The sequence below is a fragment of the Nitrosomonas sp. genome, assembly GCF_040240425.1.
In the GTDB taxonomy this organism is placed as follows: Bacteria; Pseudomonadota; Gammaproteobacteria; order Burkholderiales; family Nitrosomonadaceae; genus Nitrosomonas.
This window is the reverse complement of sequence record NZ_QPHG01000004.1, coordinates 60,073-80,101: the sequence shown is the minus strand read 5'-3', so window position 1 is coordinate 80,101 and position 20,029 is coordinate 60,073. Positions and strand designations below refer to the sequence as shown.

15 protein-coding genes are annotated in these 20,029 nt (G+C 47.3%); 7 read left to right on the top strand and 8 right to left on the bottom strand.

Annotated elements, in window-relative coordinates:
- Window positions 1-3: 3 nt before the first annotated feature.
- The 5 genes from DU481_RS02355 to DU481_RS02335 all read left to right on the top strand — a co-directional run bounded on the left by DU481_RS02355 (window position 4) and on the right by DU481_RS02335 (window position 5,519).
- Window positions 4-1,827 (top strand): DUF2341 domain-containing protein, encoded by a 1,824-nt coding sequence (locus DU481_RS02355; RefSeq protein WP_350132094.1) that lies wholly within the window; start codon window positions 4-6, stop codon window positions 1,825-1,827.
- Window positions 1,824-2,228, top strand: a complete 405-nt coding sequence (locus tag DU481_RS02350) for an ExbD/TolR family protein (RefSeq protein WP_132427258.1) — start codon at window positions 1,824-1,826, stop codon at window positions 2,226-2,228. The genes DU481_RS02355 and DU481_RS02350 overlap by 4 nt, the downstream gene beginning before the upstream one ends.
- A gap of 12 nt (window positions 2,229-2,240) precedes the next feature.
- Complete coding sequence (locus DU481_RS02345) at window positions 2,241-2,915, top strand: energy transducer TonB family protein (protein ID WP_350132091.1); 675 nt, start codon at window positions 2,241-2,243, stop codon at window positions 2,913-2,915.
- Between the two features lie 67 nt (window positions 2,916-2,982).
- Window positions 2,983-4,848 (top strand): putative porin, encoded by a 1,866-nt coding sequence (locus DU481_RS02340; protein ID WP_350132088.1) that lies wholly within the window; start codon window positions 2,983-2,985, stop codon window positions 4,846-4,848.
- A 17-nt stretch (window positions 4,849-4,865) separates the two neighbouring features.
- Window positions 4,866-5,519: a hypothetical protein gene (locus tag DU481_RS02335; RefSeq protein ID WP_350132084.1), complete on the top strand. Its 654-nt coding sequence runs from the start codon at window positions 4,866-4,868 to the stop codon at window positions 5,517-5,519.
- Between the two features lie 35 nt (window positions 5,520-5,554).
- Here DU481_RS02335 and DU481_RS02330 read toward each other — a convergent pair whose 3' ends face one another.
- Genes DU481_RS02330 through DU481_RS02320 form a run of 3 tightly spaced genes read right to left on the bottom strand, consistent with a single transcriptional unit; the run spans window position 5,555 to window position 9,396 of the window.
- Window positions 5,555-7,378, bottom strand: coding sequence for a bifunctional class I SAM-dependent methyltransferase/GNAT family N-acetyltransferase (locus tag DU481_RS02330; RefSeq protein ID WP_350132081.1), 1,824 nt, complete (start codon window positions 7,376-7,378; stop codon window positions 5,555-5,557).
- A complete protein-coding gene (locus DU481_RS02325) occupies window positions 7,371-8,645 on the bottom strand; it encodes an ABC transporter ATP-binding protein (protein WP_350132078.1) in 1,275 nt (424 codons plus the stop codon). Before DU481_RS02325 ends, DU481_RS02330 begins: the two co-directional genes overlap by 8 nt.
- A complete protein-coding gene (locus DU481_RS02320) occupies window positions 8,635-9,396 on the bottom strand; it encodes an ABC transporter permease (RefSeq protein WP_350132075.1) in 762 nt (253 codons plus the stop codon). The genes DU481_RS02325 and DU481_RS02320 overlap by 11 nt, the downstream gene beginning before the upstream one ends.
- A 1,248-nt stretch (window positions 9,397-10,644) precedes the next feature.
- On the opposite strand from DU481_RS02320, the gene DU481_RS02315 reads away from it, so the two are divergent.
- Window positions 10,645-14,937 (top strand): beta strand repeat-containing protein, encoded by a 4,293-nt coding sequence (locus tag DU481_RS02315; protein ID WP_350132072.1) that lies wholly within the window; start codon window positions 10,645-10,647, stop codon window positions 14,935-14,937.
- A 112-nt stretch (window positions 14,938-15,049) separates the two neighbouring features.
- Window positions 15,050-15,271 carry a hypothetical protein gene (locus tag DU481_RS02310; protein ID WP_350132069.1) on the top strand — a complete coding sequence of 74 codons (222 nt, stop codon included), beginning with the start codon at window positions 15,050-15,052 and terminating at the stop codon, window positions 15,269-15,271.
- Between the two features lie 844 nt (window positions 15,272-16,115).
- Here DU481_RS02310 and pyrF read toward each other — a convergent pair.
- The 5 genes from pyrF to cmk all read right to left on the bottom strand — a co-directional run bounded on the left by pyrF (window position 16,116) and on the right by cmk (window position 19,993).
- A complete protein-coding gene (pyrF, locus tag DU481_RS02305; protein WP_350132066.1) occupies window positions 16,116-16,808 on the bottom strand; it encodes an orotidine-5'-phosphate decarboxylase in 693 nt (230 codons plus the stop codon).
- A 5-nt stretch (window positions 16,809-16,813) separates the two neighbouring features.
- Window positions 16,814-17,026 carry a lipopolysaccharide assembly protein LapA domain-containing protein gene (locus DU481_RS02300; protein ID WP_350132064.1) on the bottom strand — a complete coding sequence of 71 codons (213 nt, stop codon included), beginning with the start codon at window positions 17,024-17,026 and terminating at the stop codon, window positions 16,814-16,816.
- 138 nt (window positions 17,027-17,164) lie between these two features.
- A complete protein-coding gene (locus DU481_RS02295) occupies window positions 17,165-17,455 on the bottom strand; it encodes an integration host factor subunit beta (RefSeq protein ID WP_090317579.1) in 291 nt (96 codons plus the stop codon).
- Window positions 17,456-17,464: 9 nt separating this feature from the next.
- The gene (rpsA, locus tag DU481_RS02290) at window positions 17,465-19,177 is read right to left on the bottom strand and encodes a 30S ribosomal protein S1 (RefSeq protein WP_350132060.1); all 1,713 of its coding nucleotides are present in this window, start codon (window positions 19,175-19,177) and stop codon (window positions 17,465-17,467) included.
- Between the two features lie 135 nt (window positions 19,178-19,312).
- Window positions 19,313-19,993 (bottom strand): (d)CMP kinase, encoded by a 681-nt coding sequence (cmk, locus tag DU481_RS02285; RefSeq protein ID WP_350132057.1) that lies wholly within the window; start codon window positions 19,991-19,993, stop codon window positions 19,313-19,315.
- Window positions 19,994-20,029: the final 36 nt, after the last annotated feature.

Below are 20,029 nucleotides of genomic sequence, written 5' to 3'. Positions count from 1 at the left end.
TTAATGAAGAAATTTTTGTTTATGCATCGTTTTATATTGCTGTTGATACTGACATTAGTATCCGTGGAGGGCCGCGCCTGGTGGAACGATGCATGGCCTTCACGCAAACAATTAACGGTTGATGCCAGCATCACCGGGGCTGATATACAGGGTACCGTGGAGGATTTCCCGGTATTGGTGCGTTTGCACAGCGGTAATTTTGGCTTTTTTCTCGATCTGGCGGAAAACGGTAAAGATCTGCGCTTTATGCAGCAAGATAAAGCCGCGCTTATGCATGATGTCGAGAGGATCGATTCATTGGTAGAGCTTGGATTGGTCTGGGTCAAATTACCCGTGGTTCGTGGCGGTATCAGTAGTGATAATTTCACGATGTATTACGGCAATGCCAATGCAGCAAACGGTTCTGATCCCCAAGGCATTTACGATGTCAATCAAGTGCTGACCTACCATTTCAAGGAGGGCGAAGCGCTGCCGCAGGATGCAACGGCTTATTTACTGCACGCAAACGATTCCAAGGCCATTATCGATCCGAATGGCTATATCGCTGCTGCTGCGCGTTTTGAAGGACAGGGCGGGATTAAAGCAGGGGCGCATCCAGCGCTGGAGATTGATCCGGAAAATGGCTGGACATTCAGCACCTGGATTAAAACGGAGCAGGAGCAGAATGCGACGATTCTGCAGGCCAAAGATGCCACTGCGCAGCTTGAAATCAAGTTACAAGGCGCATTTATACAAGCCAGTTATCAGAACGGTAGCGGCGGCGCCAACCAAACTGGTGCAATCAGCTTGACTCCAGGACAGTGGCAGCATTTGGCGCTGGTGGTTGAGAAAAACAATTTGCTGCTTTATCTCGATGGCGTACAGGTTGCGAATGCGCCGATTGCATTGAAACCATTTTCACCGGCGCTTTTGATCGGCTCATCCGAAGCAGGGGCGCATCTGACCGGTTGGCTGGATGAAGTGCAGATCGCCAAGATTGCGCGTAGTCCGGATTGGATTAAATTGCAATTCCGTAGCCAAAGCCCCGATTTTACCGTGATCAATTTCGGTTCCGACGAATCGGCGGAAGGCGGCGCCAGTGTCAATTATGGCCGGATTATTCTGGAGAACCTGACGGTCGACGGTTGGGTCGTGATCGCTTTGTGCGGTGTGATGCTGGTTATCGGTTTGATGGTGATGATTAGCAAGGGTGTCACTTTGAAACAGGCGAGAAAGGAAAACGCTGCGTTTCTGCATCAATACCGGAATATTAATGTATCCGACTTGGATTCATTGGATCACGACGAAAAAGAAGAGGATCAACCGGCTGAAGATTCCGATTTTCTGGCGATGTTTGGCAAGCACGACCACTTCCAGGGTTCTCCGATCTATCGTGTTTATCATGTCGGCGTACAAGAATTACGTAAGCGGATCAATGGCAACCAGACAACACTGAGTTCCGAAGCACTGAACGTGATTCGCGCCCGGTTGGATGCCGCGGTTGTCCGGGAACATCAAAAGCTCAACAAAAACATGGTGTTGCTGACAATCTCGATTTCCGGTGGCCCATTCCTTGGACTGTTGGGTACGGTCATGGGCGTGATGATTACCTTTGCAGTAATCGCCGCAACCGGCGACGTTAATATCAATTCAATCGCCCCCGGTATTTCCGCGGCATTGGCCGCTACCGTTGCCGGTCTTGCCGTCGCCATTCCAACCTTGTTTGCCTACAACTATTTGCTGGTGCAAATCAAAGATATCACGGCTGATATGCATGTATTCACGGATGAGTTTCTGGCCGTGGTTTCGGAACGTATCGCCGAAAGACAAAAAAGGAGCGAGTCATGAAAGTTGGAGAGGACGACAAAATTTATGACGACATAAACATTACCCCAATGCTGGACGTGGCTTATGTATTAGTGATCGTTTTCATCATCATGACGACCGCGTCAGTGGAAGGGATCGCTGTCAACTTGCCGAAGGCCAGTAGCACACCGTCATTAAGCAAACCCAAAACCAAGGCCATTTCGATTACGCAGGACGGCACGATTTATTTGGATACTTATCCGGTATCGATTGCCGACCTGGAAACTCGGCTGGGTCAATACAAAGCGGCCAATCCGGATTTGCCGGTGATACTCAAGGCGGATGCCACGATTCAATACGAGAAGGTCATTGAAGTGCTCGATGTGGTATCGCGGCTTGAGATTAGCCAGCTTGGCTTGGTTACACAGAAACTGGTGAAGTAAGGTTGGTCCGAAGTGAAAAAAAACGAGCCTTGGCTACGCCGCCTGCCCATCATTATCGGAGTGATACTGGCTGTCAGTATTGTGGCGATCATTTATTACATCCAAAGCCAGTTCGATAAACCGGTACAAACTAAAAAGCCAGTCCAGCAGATTACGGTGATTCAGCCACCTCCGCCTCCGCCACCTCCTCCACCCGAGGAAAAGATTCCGGAGCCGGAGCCCCAACCCATCGAGGAGCCCCAACCTGACAGTGAGCCGGAACCGTCGCCAGACGATACGGATGTGGACGCACCCGCTGGTGATGAGTTGGGATTGGACGCAGAAGGCGCTGCCGGGAGCGATGGTTTCGGTCTACTCGGTAAAAAGGGCGGGCGCGGTTTGCTGGGTGGGGGCGGTGGAAATGCCATTTTGTGGTATGGCAACCAGGTCAAGCAAAGCTTAGAAGAAGAATTACAAACGCTGCTGGCTGACAGCGGCGCCCGGAAGGAAAGATATAGCGTGTTGCTGAATATCTGGATCAATCCCGATGGGCGTATTGGCCGCGCGGAACTGATCGGCTCCAGTGGCAAGAAAGATGTCGACCAGAGCATCCAAGCGGCACTGCCCAAGCTGCGCATCGCGATCGGTAAAGCGCCACCGCAAAATATGCCGCAACCGCTAAAAATAAAACTGATATCAAGGATTTAACGTGACGAAGCAAATGATGACTGTATTTACCGCCAACCTGAAACCTATTATTTTCAAGAGAAACATAATGATTTCGAGAATGATCATCGCCGTTTTACTGGCCAGCATGATACCGGTACCGGTCATGGCCGATGAAAAGAGCGAATTGCTCAAGCTCAAGGAAAAAATCGCTAACGAGCGTGAGGAGCTTCTGGAACTCAAGAATACCACCACCAATTTGATCGAATTGTTTGTTGAACAAGGGTTGTTGGACAAAGAGAAAGCCAAGGTGCTCGTGAATGCGGCGAAAAAGAAAGCAGCGCAAGAAGCCAGAGATCAAATAGCGAAAGAGCGCGTCGAAGAAAAACAGGTGGCGGAGCCGAAAGTTGTGAAAGGTACGGCGCCGGATAAACCAACTGGCGAGAAAGTAAAAGGAAAAGGGCCGGTTTTCGTCGGTTATGTGCCGGAATTCGTCAAGGATGAGATACGCCAGCAGGTCCGCGCGGATCTTAAAGATGAAGTTGTGCAGGAAGTGAAGGCCAATGCAAAGAAAGAGGCATGGGGTGTTCCCGCTGCTTTGCCGGAATGGCTTAACAGAACAAGGTTAACCTTTGATATGCGCTTACGGGGTTCAAATGATTTTTTTGGAAATGATAATGCCCCATTTCTCGATTATATAGCGATTAACCGGGATGGCGGTCATATTCCGGCTTTTCAAAGAAACGAAGAATTTCAAAATACGGAGTTTGATCGTTTGCGTTTCAGCCAGCGTTTTCGTGCCGGTATTGAGATGGATATTACCGATAGCCTCAAAGCGGGCGTCCGCTTGGCGACCAGCAATATGCGCAACCCGGTGTCCAACGATCAAAGCTTAGGAGTTACCGGACAGAGTTATGAATTGGCAATCGATCGAGGATTTTTGCAATACGATTATCGCGACGAAAAAGGCAGAGACCGGTTTAGTGTGTATGGCGGCCGTTTCCGCAATCCATTCTTCTCTACCGACGTCGTCTACGATTCCGATTTAAGTTTTGAGGGATTTGCTGCAACATTCCGGCAACGCTTTAATGAAGATGCCCCCAATGTTAAAAACTATAAACCGCCCGCACTGGTCGATCTCGGCGGCCGCTTCGGTATTAATATGGGGCCGCAAACACCGAATACAATGTTTGCCACAGTCGGCGTTTTTCCGATTCAGGAAGTGAATCTCTCGGAAAAGGATAAATGGCTGTTCGGTGGCCAGGCCGGTGTGGATTGGTTAGTTCATGACCAATCCCGCTTCAAAGCGGCGGTTAGTTTCTATCATTTTCATAATACACGCGCTCGAGCCAATGCTCCTAATAGCTTTGCCAACGATTGGACAGCGCCGCAATTTGTGCAATGGGGCAATACCATGGTGCCGATTAACGTGAATGAGGGTAACGAGCTTGACGGCACACCGATCAATAGCCGTTGCAACAGCACGCAAAGCTTTGTAGGTCAAGGTTGCTTGTATGGTTTGGCATCCGATTTCAATATCTTTAACTTTACCGCGTTGTATGACTACGCCGGATTTGCGCCGATCAATGTCATGTTTACTTTTGATTTTACAAAGAACTTTGGCTATAACGCGAACCGGATACAGCGTGAATTCGCTGGCCGTTTGCTCGATAATCGAGACAAGACCACTGCATACCAATTCCGTATGGATGTGGGCGATCGTGATGCGCTGAAGTTTAAGAATTGGAATGCGTTTATTGCTTACCGGTATATCGAGCGTGATGCTGTTCTGGATGCCTTTACGGATTCGGTATTTCATCTGGGCGGCACCAATGCGCAAGGCTGGTGGATCGGCGGTAATTATGGCATTGCCAATAATACTTGGGTTAATCTCCGCTGGATGAGCGCTTCCGCTATTCATGGACCAACACTCAACGTAGATTCGCTGTTGCTGGATCTGAATGTGCGTTTTTAGATGAGAGGTTTGGATTAATGAGAATAAAAGGAACGGCTGTTTTAACATCCTTGTTGCTATGCGTGTTGGTATTGAACGCGCCAGCCATTCATGCGCAAGCGCCTAAGCAGAGTAACGCCGCGGACCAAGCGTTAAGAAAAGCGCAAGGCATGCTGCGGCAGTTAGGTCAGGAGAAAGCAGCGCTGGAAGCGGAAAAATCCGAGCTTCTACAGCAGGTTAAAAATCTGGAAGCGGAAGTCAAACGATTGCAGCCATTGCAACAAGAGGTTGATCGTTATCGTGCCGACACGGAAACTCTCCAGAGCATTAGAGGCAAGCTGGAATCAAACCTGGAAAAAGCGCAGAAACGAGCACAGACACAATTAAAGAAACAACAGAAAATTATTGATCAGGCCCGGCAAATTCAAAACGATAATCAGCTATTGGTAGCTGCGGTGCAGGAGCGTGAGCAATGGATCAGTGTATGCACTGCTAACAATACCAATCTAGTCGAAATTAATCAGGAATTGTTGAATAAGTATCAGAAGAAAGGTTTCTTTCAAAAGCTGGGCGAACTCGAGTTATTGACGGGTATTTCTAATGTAACGACAGAAAATTTAGTTGAGAGTTACCAATATCGATTGGAAGATTTAACGGTCACCCGGGTTGAAAAAGCTGTTGAGAACAATTGATTGAATCTTTTTTCTGCTCTGCCGGGTTTTTCGGTTCAACGGAAATCTTTATCGCCGCTCATCAGCCACCAACGATCTTTCAGTGTCTCGGGGGAGGGGCCGTCGCTCCAAGTGTTTGCAGGTATATGGATGTTCACGGACTGTTGAGTACCGCCTGTAACGGCAAAGTGGCGAGCGAAATTCTCGGTAATCCGGCAAAACACTCTTGCGGCGCCCTGCAGGCCAGCCAGTCTTCTGGCATGAGTGATCAATAACGGAATTTCAGCTAAGGGCGCAATCAAATCAAGGATTTCGCAACCTTCTGGATCGAAACGCAGTACTAAGATGCCGCGCGCGCGCGGGCTGAAACGGCTTTTTACCAATATCACCTGATAGCGTTGCTGCGGATGATTAAGGTAACGGTGCAGCACATATTCCCAATCGCGCACGCCGACAATCGCGTTCTGCAGATCTTTAGCCATACGCTGCCAGCATTGATTGACCGTGGCTTTTGTGAGGCTAGTCTGATCATGGCTAATGAGGTGCAAACGTGTTCCCCATAATGGGAAACGCGATCGTGTGCTCCAAGAGAATTCAGTCATGCGCCCGACTGCTGCATATAATCCATGCCGCTCCGCAATTTTCATGTGACGGTCGTTCGGGAAGCCAAAACCTACCAGATAAGGTTTACCATAGCCGATGAAACGCTCCAGAAAGGTCGCCGTTGTCAGAAAAAATGGCCCTCTGCGGGTGAGTATGCCGCGTTCACTCGTATCCACCATGACATCGCAGATTTGCACGGCCATTTGCGGCTGGCCGAAGAGCAGAATTTTCCGGCCAACACCGCCATAATGAGCGATCAGTTTATCGCCCAGCCACGCGCCAACCTGATGACTTAAATTGGAGCCGTATTTCCACTGCCAGGTGGCCTGTGTCATGTCATGATGAAAGGTGTCTTTGAACAATCCGAGCATTGCCGGGATATGGTTTTTGCCCAGAAGTTGCAAGCGCCATTTGGGGAGTGACTTTTTTCTGAAATGCAGCAAAGCGTAGCCATGATGGCCGCTTGCATATTGATTGCGATAGTTCCGGTTTGACTCGTCCAGTTGTTGTAGTTGTTCGGTGTTCAGAGCAAGGTCTTGCAGCAGACTTCTCCGGTGGGTTGTGGTCATTCGCAGCAGGTGATCCAATGTGGGGGCAGCCATCATGGATAGATCCAAGTGTTCAAGCAGCTCGAATCCAAATCGCCCGGCCAGCTCTATCATGTCTTGCAGTAAATGGAGTCTGCTAATTCCAACGCTATCATACTTAAGCGCGAATTCATCGATGATAATTAAATCACCCGATAAGGTGAGCAGATGCATCGCTTTCTCGAAAATCAACAGCGGCTCAATGTATTGCGCCGATTCCTGGAATAATACGGCATCAAAGCTGCCTGGCTCGGCTGTATATGTTTCCAGAGAATGGTGGCTTACAGAAGCTTCCGGCCCCAATGATTTTTGAATATATTTTAATTGCTGTATATCGGCAGTGATGCCATGCACATCATAGCCGTGCTGGCGAAGTAAAGAAAAGGTGGTGCCAAGACCAACATCGACCTGCAGAATGCGGCAGGGGGGAAGCGGCAGCCGCGCCATCAGCAGATTGGTGGAAAATTGCTGCGCGGTGCTTAAGCTGGTTTTGTCATTTTCAAATAACCCATAATGCAGATCGGCGGTTTTATCTTCTTGCAATGATAATGCATGGGCATAGACATTCGCCGGGAATGTCAAATCTCTAAAGGGGGAGGATGGCGTAGACATGCCCGCCGCGGCAAAAGTATCGGTCTGCCGGTAGTGCTGGGTGTCTGGCATCAGATGCTGATTGATTGACTTAGTCATTATGGGGAGCCGTGTTATTTTCCCATTGATGAGGAATTGAAAAATATCCTTGTAAGCGCCCAGCTTGTTTGACTTGCAAGTTTGCTACAGCTTCCGCTGCATCATAAAGATGCAAACCGCGCTCACACAGCAAATATACATTAATCAGATATTCACCTTTAAGCAGTGGCAGCTGATCGAATCCGAGACAAACTTGGCCTGCGCCGGATGGCGCACGCTGCAAATCAAATTGGTCTTCCCATGTGGCCGCACTGGTGATCGTGCGTCCATCCTTTGTTTGTATTGTCATAGCAATCGTGGGGCAGGGTAGCGCAGGATCGGAAGTGAACACCACTTCTATCATCATGCGTGACTCGCCGCTTGTAACGATGGCCTGTTGAACAGGCATATCATTGACGTGTAATTTGATTCTTTCCAGGCGTGCGCTACCGGATCCGTGTTGTGTATTGGATGCTGGTTCAGTATGAGCGGCGGTGGGAGTTTCAAGTGTTGCATTCCATGCGCTTTTATCCAGAAATGTTTGATAAGCGGATACCACTTGCGCTGATTCACCATCCAGTACGATCTCGCCTTTATTGATCCAAATGGCGCGCGCGCATAAGGATTCAACTTGAAAGAGCGAATGTGAACAAAACAATATCGTTTTCCCGGCGTCGCGCATTCGCATGATGCGATCAAATGATTTACGGGCAAAAGCACCATCGCCGACGGACAAAGCCTCGTCGATCACCAGAATATCCGGATCTACATTAATCGCAACGGAAAATGCCAGACGAACATACATACCGCTGGAATAAGTTTTGACCGGTTGATCAATGAAATCGCGAACACCGGAGAAATCAATAATGTGTTCAATGCGATCAGCAATTTCAGATTGACTGAGCCCCATGATTGCTGCACTCATGAGAACATTTTCACGTCCGGTGAACTCGGGATTGAATCCGGCGCCGAGTTCCAGCAGGGCGGCTATCCGGCCATTGACTCGAACATCGCCGTGTGTTGGTGTTAAGGTGCCACAAACCAATTGCAGTAGTGTCGATTTTCCGGAACCATTTTGGCCCACGATACCAATGACTTCTCCGGGCATGATCGTTAAATTAATATCGTGTAACGCCCACAGTTCGCGATAGTATTGCCGCGCACCCAACCAGCGGTGCGGCCATAAAAATTGTTTGAGACGATCCGTCGGGTGTTCGTACAGTTGATAGCATTTTGAGAGATTCAGTGCTGCAATGGCGGACTCAGAATTTGCGGTACTAAAGAACATCGGCAAACCCTTTGCGCGTTTTGTTAAACCATAGCAGACCAATCCAGGCAATGAGAAAAGCGAATAGATAGTATAGAATCAAGCCGCTCCAGTCTGGCAATTGCCCGTAAAGAATGACTGCTCTCGCTTGCTCGATGATCAGAGTCAGCGGATTAAGAAACAAGTAATCACGAATAGATTCCGGCAACGCGGAAGCAGGGTAAAAAATAGGGCTAAGAAATAACAGCATGGTTAACACCAGGCCAATAAATTGACCGATATCACGAACAAAAACGCCAATTGAAGCCAGTATCCAGGATAATCCCAGAGTAAGTAAAACAAGTGGCAGCAAAATCACTGGCAGAAAAATGATTGTCCATTCGATAGGATGGCTGGTGATCAACAAAAAGGAAAATAATACTAAAAAACTAATCCCGGCATGAAATAGCGCAGAGCATAAAGAAATCAGAGGCAGGATCTCAAGGGGAAAAATGATTTTCTTGACGTAATTAATATTGGCCAATATCAATCCGGGGGCGCGAGCTAGGCATTCTGAGAATAAGTTGAATAGAATCAGTCCTGTAAATAGCAGCAAGGCAAAAGCAAATTCATCACCATGCATAACAGAGCTGTTGTGCGAATCCAGCCGTACTTTAAAAACCACACTAAAAACAAACGTATAGATAGACAACATCAAAATCGGATTGATAAATGTCCATAGCAAACCCAGAAATGAACCTCGGTATCGGCTAATGACCTCCCGCTTGGTCATCTGCAGGATAAGCGGATAGTGCTGCCGTAAAGTGAGAAAGCTATTAAAAAAAGTAGTATTGAACAAATGCAAGAATTTGGATAGATAGCAGTAAAATTGACGGGCGTATTATCGCAGAAAAACTAACAAAAATATCGGATAGAAATGGGATGAGTTGACCTGGATAATCTTTCCAGGGCATTTTGAAGCAGATACATCCAAATCCGCTGATAATTTAAGCGCTTATTTGCAAAATAAGGTGCTCCGTTCTGCATCGAGCGTTTCAATCGCTGCATGCACCATAATGTATTACGAGACCTTTGCAGAATCATGTAAATTTCTTATTTCAATGTAATATTGGTTTTGCATGTAAGCGATCGGGAGTTTTTTGGCCCTTTTTTACAAATGAACTGGGAATAATCACTCTAAGGAAGCGCTGAACAAATCCTGAAGTCTGAGATGATGGATTTTTCTGGCGGCTTTATAAATACGCCATGTCACACCAAACGAGCTTTGCCGATCTTAATTACAGTAACAAGAAACGAAACGCCGGACAGGGCGGGAGGGTTTCTTAAGCGAGGTGGAAGGGGTAATACCTTGGCAAGTGTTGCTGTAGCGCATTGAGCCGCAATCCCCTAAGCTTGGGAGGCGGAGCCATCAGCCGATGGTCTTGGGGAGTACGTTTCGTATCTCTTGTGCAATTGGTTGCTGACGGTTTGAGGGACAAATCCGTTCAATATGGCGTTTGGCTTCACGCTTGAAACATATCTGGGTTGTTGTGTTCGCTTTGGCCTAAATGTTTGATATCGTATTGCAGCATTCTGAACCGCTGGTTGGTGTTGTTGCATGCGGTGAATTCCTAAAGTCTGGCAGTTTCAGTACGGCATAAACCGTTGGCCGGTTGACATGGAAACGTTCCGTCAGCTTGCGCTACTTCCCGCGACTTTGATAAAGCAGCCAGATTTCTTGGCGATCCAGTAAAGTTAAACGAGTGCATTTACAGTATTCTCTCAAGTACTGTAAATAATGCTAAAAATCCTACTCTCTATATTGTTGCAAATAAACAACATATTCAACGTAAACTTCCGTCGCATACTTGCAAAGCGGTTTTGTTTTCGGCAGAATGTACTTTAACTTGGCTTTTGTGGTATCTTCTGGCAGTTATACTATTAACTGCATAGAGGTTACATAGAGACAAAGTGAAAAGTGAAAAACTTGCAAGTAATTTACTTTCGTAACTATTTTTAATTTCTTATCAAGGGAGCTCCCATGGCTATAAATGATACACAGAAAGCAGACATTTTGAAGGTTGTTGCGGGTTTGTTTAATGGTGCACCCGGAGGAACCTATCTGTCTGAGTTGGCAAATTTTGTTTCAGATGGTGGGACTGTCCAGCAGCTGTCAAACTTACTGAGTTCCAATGCGGTATTCGTCACGAACATTCTGGCTGGTAAAGTTACAGTAGAAGATCAAGTCGGTATTCTGATGGATCACTTCGGTGTGACTGCAGATTCTGATCCAGCTAGTGCGGGTTCCCTGGCGCATGACTATTTTCATGATCGTATCGAAGCCGGTGATAATATTGGTGATATCGTATACGATGCGGTAACCTTTTTGTCAGCAACAACCGACCCTGTATTTGCTGAAGCTAAAACTTTGCTGGAAAATAAAGTCAAGGTTGCGGATGCTTTCTCAAAAGTAAATAATTCAACTGATTTTAGTCTGCTTACGCAAGTTCTGAATGGAGTCACTGGTACAGCGGCTTATTCGGATGCGGAGGTACAGGCAATATTGAATGCAATCTCTTCTGGAGATGCATTTACGCTGACCAATAGTTCAGATGTTGCTACGGCCAATGTTTTTAACGCGCCGATGGTATTCGTTCCAGATGGATCTGACCGTATTCTGTCGTTGCAAGATGAAGATCAGTTGACAGGTTTGGCTGGTCGTTCTGATAACACTCTGAACGCGACAATGGGTAATATCAATGCAGATGAAGGAACTACTGCTACAGTTACGCCTAATTTGTTTAATATACAGAATGTTAATATCGATTGGACTGGCAATACCACAACCCTCGATTTGCGTAATGCCGATGCTACCGAGGCTGTGAATGTCAAGCGTGTGACATCTGACGCGACTGCGGTCACGGTTGATAATATTGGCACCCCGGCCGCTGACTTCCGTGTTGCTAATACCGCATCCGATAATGTGAACGTACTGTTCCGGTTTAAACAGGGTGTGTTAACAGGTGATGATGCGCTGGCACTAGAACTCGATGGTGTTTTGGCTAATAGCGTGGCACAGAATGCGCGAGGAGCTGGTGCAAATACTGAGGGTTTTGAGGTTGTTAATCTTGATGTTTCCAATGGTGTTGATCTCGCTGCGTTATCGGTTAATGAAATGGAGTCGCTGGTTATCACTGGTGACGGTTCGCTGAAAATTGCGGGTTTGACTCCAACAGCAATCGTAACTACTCCTGAGTTTGATGCCTTGGGTGCACCTGGTATCGGTAACCCTGGCGCTGTAGGTCTGCTCAATCTGAATGCTTCTGCTTTTGAAGGCACATTAACTCTTGATATCACTAACTCGCTAGGCGGCTTTGCTGATCCGGCCAATTCAGGACAGACTGTTCATGGTGTTGTGACCGGTGGTTTGGGCAATGATACTTTCTGGAGTTCGCGTGGTGTTGCAGCAACCACGGATACCAACCGCGATGTGATCGACGGAGGAACAGGTGCTAATCGCTTGATTCTAACTGATGGTGATATCGATGGTGATGCAAGTATCAGCAACATTCAAACACTCGAGTTACGTAATCAGCCGATTGTAAATGATGTTCACAATATTGACTTTGATGCATTCGATGCGAATCTTACTTCTGTCATCATGCGCGACGAAGATTCCGATAACAATGCTGCCACGTTTAATTTGGATGATGTAGGTGTTGCGCTGGCCGCCGATGGTCTAGTGTTACGCCACTCAGTCACTGAACCTACCGTGCTTGCGAATAACGCTACCGTGCGGGTTCGTCTGGCCGATGCATCAGGCACGAATGATACCGCTGCTATTCGCGTAGAAAATGACCGGAATACGCAAGATACATTCAACTACACCTTAAACTTTGATGGTCAAGCGACTGGTGTAGGTGCTATTGAGAATGTCACTATCGTAGATGCTGACACCGAAGATAACATTGTGACTTTGACAGCTGCTCAAGAACATACCGGTACCATTACTTTGTCCGGTGGTCGTGCGGGTGATGATTACACTGTGAATTCAACACTTAACGCAAAAACCATTGAAGCCTCAGCTCAGCTCAGTAATCTGCGTTTAAGCGTTGGGGATGCGGTTGCTCCAATTACTACCATTACGCAGGATATACGTTTGGGTAGTGGCGATGATATATTGACTTTTGTTAACATCGATGATTTTGATGCAACTGATAAAATCAGCGATGCGGCTGGCACTGATACTGTTCGTGCTGCATTCAGCAAGGATTCAGCGCTGACATTGACAGGTGTCGAGAACTTGCACGTAATCGCTAATGAAAACGTCACGCTCGGTATGGCAAATGCCGATGTTGATGGCTTGGTGATTCTGGCAGATATCGCGGCCAATGGTGACGCAGATGCTTCGCCGCTGACTGCAGAGCCGTTTAATGTTGCTGGCGTAGCCGTGACTGATGTCATCACCTTGACCGATACTAATCTGACCGTGTTGAACTTCAGTGCCGATTTGGATACAGATGATGACAACACCACTGCGAACCAGACTGCTGCGGATGCAGCTGCACGGCTTGCAGATCCGGATTGGGACGGCATCGGCACCAGTGCTGCAGGTGATGCGGCTTACAAGTTAACGATCAACGATGAAAGTCTGGTTGCCAATTTCAATGGTGTGACGCTGGCTAACAATGCTGCGACCGCGCTTACAGTCAATATCAACGCTGCATTGGATGACGTGATTTACGGTGCGACGGCTTACAATCTTGGGCAGTTGACAGCTCACGGCATTACTTCGATGAACATTGTCGTTTCCGACGAAGATGTCACTGCAGATGCTGCTAATGCTGTAACCACGATCAATAACATCTGGTCGAAAACCATGACTTCACTGACAGTGTCGGCAGAAGATGACGTGGTGCTGGGTACAGTATCTGGCGCTGCGCTCAATAACTCATTGACTACCTTCAATGCTGCTAACGTCGGTGGCGACCTGACAGCGACTGTTATTTCGCTGGGCAACAATGCCATTGTAACGCTGGCTGACGGTGATAATGTGTTCTCTGCGCTGGGTTCGGCAGGTAACAACATCACAATTAATGCAGGTAATGGCTTTAACACCATTACCGGATCGGCTCAGAAAGACAACATCAACACGGGCTCCGGCTGGGATACTGTTGTGGGTGATCGTGGTGATAATGTAATCAGTACCGGTGCGGGCAATGATACTCTGACCGCTAAGGACGGTAACGATACCTTCGACGTAGGTACCGGTATCGACTCAGTAACTGACAATTTATCGACCGGCATCAATGCTATTCTGGCTACCAACACCGTTTCCTTGAGTGGCGGTGTGACAACGTTATTCATTGACGTAGCGGGTAACGGTGCAGGTGCAGGTGATATAGATCAAACGATCGCAGTAGGCAATGGTTCCGATCTGACTCTGAGTTGGACTGGTGACAGACTGCGGGATAATTCTGCAGTGCTGGATGGCCGTTTGGCAGTAGTTGAGAATGCAGCTGGTGCCGCTACCCTTAATGGCGATGCAAACGCCAATCTCAATATCATCGCTGGTGCTGGTGCGACATTATTGAGCACGGGTGTTGCTGGACTTTCTACAGGCGTTAAAACTGTCAATGGCAATGGCGGTAATGACGTCGCCATGTGGACCGGTTCTGCAGCGGCTGATGGTTTGATCTTCAATGGCGGCTCTGGTAATGATGCAGCAGTAGGTACCATTGATAACGATACCTTCAGTGGTGGCATCGGTGCCGATAAGTTTGTACTGCAAGATGTAGCTGCTCTCGATGGTATGGTTGACACGATCGTTATTGCTGATGGTGATTCGACTGCAGCTGGCTGGGATGTGATTGCTGGCTTCCAAGATGCGGGTGTGGCAGGTGCTGCGGGTGTGGTTGCTGGTTCTACCACGGCAGGGGACGATGTTCTCGATCTACCTTCAGCGTTTGCAGCGGTAGCGCTTGGCGCAGTGGATGGCACCAACGTTGCGGATGTATTCTCTCATAGCGTAGCTGCCAATAATCTTGTTACCTTTGATGATAACGATGTTTACGCAGCTCCGGTTTTAGTGGGTACAGGTGCCGATCAGCTATCGATAGCAAATGTTCTTTCTTATCTGGCGACTAATCTGAACGGTACCGGCGCAACAGTTGTATTCAACTACGACGCCAATGGTGACGGTGCAATTACAGCGGCTGATAGTTCCTTCGTATTCCAGGATGGCGCTTCAGACACGGTAGTTGAGTTGACTGGTGTCTTCAATGGTGTCGAAGCTGTGACTGGCGGTGCTGCTGGTCTCATCGAGATTGCCTAGTAAGATCGTATAATGTTTTGGAGCGTGTTTCTTGCGCTCTGCGGTATTAAATAAAAAAACCCCGCCTCGACAAAAGGCGGGGTTTTTTTCGAATAAATCTAAGGATTAACCCATGAATCAAGAATCAAAAAGAACCACCGTAACCATTGACGGTAAGGAATACGTGCTCGATGATCTGAGTGCTAATGCTCGTACCCAAATTGTTAATCTACGTCTCACCGAGCAGGAGATCGCACGCCTGCGGATCCAGCTGGCAATTGCACAGACGGCTCGCGCAGCTTACGCACGAGCACTTGCAGGAGAAATTGCTCCGAACTCTACTCAGGTACAATGATAAGAATCGAAACTCTTCTAATATTTAGAGAAGCATAACATCCTGATTCGATGTGCCAACGAGCTCGGATAATGCAACGGATGCGAACGCAAGAGAGTGAAGATTGCAACTTGATACACAGTCACCGTCTTTCATGGATTTATCACTTTTCAGTATAAAGAAATCCCGAAGCGCGATTTCGTTTTCCAGTAAGAATAATCTCTGCGGAAAATTAGTTAGTAACGCTGGTTAATAAGCAGAGGAAGTAACTGAATGGGATTATCCGGCTGCGTTGCGGTAATGTCCTGACCAAGCCAGCGGTAGGATATTTTGCGATTCCAGTGTTGGAACGGAAATCACTTTGTGTCATGCCGCTGACATACATATCCAGAAATTGCTCATCAAAAGGCTTAAACAAATGTTCGCGAAAATGACTTTCTTGAACAAAGTCCAGTATTAGCGATAGTGCGTGAGTCTATAGATTGGTTGCATAAAGATAATAGTTGTCAGTTTGTTCAATTGAATACGGTTAAACGCATATTCAAGGATCAGTAAGGTCGCTTCGAGTGGGATACCGCGCGCGTGATCGTCAGGAATGGGTAAGCCGATCATAAATTCGGTGCGGCGATGCACAATTGATATCAACGAGATTGGCAATACCTGCCGGTTGACCAGAATTTGTATGAAGGATGATCCAGTCTACGGATTTTGTTTGACAGGGATGTTGCATTTGCGTCTGCCGTAACTTTGCAGCCAATTCGGTGATAGGCAAATTATGCCAATATATTGATAGTATTCCGTATGAAGGTATCGTTTTGGTGGCAGTGCTTGATATAAGCAGCATCCTGTTCTTCGTGGCGGCTTGTTAAATTGATGAGATTTCTTTACTGAACTGGCGGCATACAAGAATTGGATCGTCTGCTTGAGTAATTGGTCTGCCAATGACTAAATAATGCGCGCCGTTGAGGATGGCTTGTCTAGGAGTGGCAATTCTCATTTGGTCATCGGATTGACTATCAGCAGACCGGATTCCCGGTGTCACCAAACAAAAATCATCGCCTAGTTGTTGACGCAAGCGTTTGGCCTCAAGCGCAGAACAGACTACGCCATCCAGACCGCAATCTTTAGTTAACTGTGCCAGGCGCTCGACAATTTGCTCTGGAGTTCCTTGTAAGCCAATATCGGCCAAATCGCCTTGATCCATGCTGGTCAGCAATGTAACGGCTATCAACCGTGTGGGGCTATTTGAAATGGCCTCACGTGCCGCCATCATCATCTTGCGGCCACCCAGCGCATGAACATTGATCATCCATACCCCGAGATTAGCCGCCACTGCACAGGCTTTTGCTACAGTATTAGGTATATCGTGAAATTTCAAATCGAGAAAAACATCGAAGCCTTTGGCAATCAGTTTTTCAACAAACTGCGGACCAGCAGTAGTGAAGAGTTCTTTTCCTACTTTTAACCGGCATAGTCGTGGTTCAAGTCTGTTGACTAGTTGCAGCGCATCAACCGCGCTGGAAAAATCCAGTGCCACAATAATGCGAGGATCATGCATGAGGATTATTGGTTATGGCAGCGGCATCGAACAAACAAAGCAGTAATGAGCACACCCAACGCAAAGAAAATCAACAGTGCTACGCTCAAGGGAAGCTCAATGGATTGAGATTGATCCAGATAATATTGAAGTACAACAGACTGGGAGTTTTTTGAAGCAAATACGGCGAGAATAACAAAGACTGCAATACGCAAAAGCCAGGTAATTAGATTGATCATGATGAGTTTGCCTACGAGTTGATAGATGTCTTAATATAAACTGACAAAAAAGCTAATTTACAACTTGCCAGAAGAAATTCTAGCGCTTTTTTCTTAGAGAGCGCTCCAAAAATTCAGCAGCGCTCTCCATGCTATCTTTTATTTCCTTTCTTTGTAATCAACACGTTCGCGCATTTCTTTTCCTGCCTTGAAATGCGGAACATATTTTTCCGGTACCTTAACCTTCTCACCCGACTTGGGGTTCCGTCCAATCCGCGGCGGCCTGTAATTCAGGTCAAAGCTGCCAAAGCCCCGAATCTCAATACGCTGACCTTTTGCCAAGCTTTTTGCCATGGCATCAATAATCATTTTGACTGAGAGCTCGGCATCCTTGGTAACTAATTGCGGAAATCGTGCCGCAAGTCGAGTAATTAATTCAGATTTTGTCATGAATTTTCCTTATTGCTCTGTATTCTTGCTATCCATTTTAGCTTTCAGCAAAGCACCCAAGCTGGTAGTTCCAGCATTGGCTGGTGTTTTGATTTTTTGCATGGCAGTGGATTCATCCGATTTATCTTTCGCTTTGATTGAAAGATTGATGGTGCGATTTTTACGGTCGACATTGATAATCATCGTCTCGACCTTATCGCCCTCTTTCAAGTGCGTACGAATATCTTCAACGCGGTCACGCGACACCTCGGAAGCGCGTAAATAACCTTCCACATCGTCGGTCAGGGCGATGACAGCACCTTTCGCATCAATGGATTTTACAGTGCCTTCGATGATACTGTTTTTATCATGTTCAGCGACAAAACTGGTGAAAGGATCGCCTTCCATTTGTTTGATGCCGAGTGAAATACGTTCGCGTTCGACATCGATAGAGAGAATCATGGCTTCAACTTCATCGCCTTTTTTGTAATTCAGAACCGCTTCTTCACCGGGTTGGTTCCAAGACAGATCAGATAGATGCACAAGTCCATCAATGTTGCCTGGCAAGCCGATAAATACGCCAAAGTCGGTGATGGATTTGATTTGACCGTTAACTTTATCGCCTTTTTCATGGGTCGCGGCGAATTCTTCCCATGGATTGGTTTGGCATTGCTTCATACCGAGTGATATGCGGCGGCGTTCTTCATCGATCTCAAGAATCATGACTTCAACTTCATCACCTAACTGCACAATCTTGGAAGGATAAACATTTTTGTTGGTCCAATCCATTTCCGAGACATGCACCAATCCTTCAATGCCTTGTTCGATTTCAATGAATGCGCCGTAATCGGTTAAGTTGGTGACTTTTCCGAACAGACGGGTACGTGCCGGATAACGCCGTGATAAACCAACCCACGGATCTTCGCTCAGTTGTTTCATACCCAGTGAAACACGATTTTTTTCCTGATCGAATTTGAGAACCTTGGCAGTAACTTCATCACCGATATTGACGACTTCGGAAGGATGTTTGACGCGGCGCCATGCCAGATCGGTAATATGCAGCAGACCATCTATGCCGCCCAGATCGACGAATGCGCCGTAGTCGGTAATATTTTTAACGATACCATGAACAACCGAACCTTCCTGCAGATTGGATAACAAGGTTTCACGATCGGCGCCTTGTGTCGCTTCCAATACCGCGCGGCGTGATACGACCACGTTGTTGCGTTTACGGTCCAGTTTGATGACCTTGAATTCCATTTCCTTATTTTCATAAGGCGTGGTGTCTTTGACGGGACGGATATCCACCAGAGAGCCGGGCAAAAAGGCACGGATACCGTTGATCATGGCCGTCAGACCACCTTTCACTTTGCCATTGACCATACCGGTCACTATCTTACCGCTTTCCATGGCTTCTTCCAGATCATGCCAGGCGGTCAGGCGCTTGGCTTTGTCACGGGAAAGCCGTGTTTCTCCATAACCGTCTTCGAGAGATTCGATGGCAACACTGATAAAATCCCCCGGTTTAACTTCGATTTCGCCGCGATCGTTTTTAAATTCTTCGACCGGGATAAAGCTTTCGGATTTGAGGCCGGCGTTAACAATAACGATGTTATAGTCAACACGGACTACTTCGGCGGTGATTACTTCGCCGATACGCATTTCCTGGCGCGAGAGGCTTTCTTCAAAAAGTGCGGCGAAACTATCGGGAGATTGCTGGTTTGCAGTAGAAGCTGTAGTCATTATAAAAATACCTGATTTATCATTCCGGCGGGACGGGTATCCTGCGGATTGGGTTGGTTAGTAAAAATGTTTGAAACAATCACTCCATTTACTTTTCTGCACGGGAATGTTAGGAAAAGCGGCTTTATTTCGTGTTCAAACGCGGGTTTTTGCAAGAATGTCATTATACCAGGAGAGAACTGCATCTTGCGCCTGGGATATGGTCAATGAAGTCGTATCCAGCAATTTGGCATCAACCTCTTGTTGCAAAGGCGCGATACTGCGACTGCTGTCGCGTTCATCCCGTTTCTGGATATCTTGCAGTAAGTCGGCGATATTAGCATTCATTCCTTTCTCTATCAACTGCTTATATCGTCTTTGCGCACGTACTTCCGCGCTGGCGGTTAAGTAAATTTTGAGAACGGCATCGGGAAAGATAACAGAACCCATGTCACGTCCATCCGTCACTAGCCCGGGTGGTTGACGAAATGCGCGTTGACGTTCGGTAAGCGCGGTGCGAACCTGCGGATAGGCGGCCAGTTGGGAAGCCACAATGCCGCATTGCTCGGTACGAATAGCATTCGTGACAATTGTATCGTCCAAGTAAATGTGTTCATCCTTAAAAAAGACATTCAGATGGATGGCAATTTTCGCGACTGCGCTGGGATTTTGAGTATCCGTATTCAACTGCATCGTTTTTAATGCGACCAGACGGTAAAGAGCGCCACTATCGAGGTAATGGAAACCAAGCTTGCGCGCAACCAGTTGAGCGACAGTGCCTTTACCGGATGCGGATGGACCATCGATAGCGATGACGGGAATCTTATTCGTATTCATGCAGCAGTTTTGTTATGAATTAAATGGGCGGGGTGC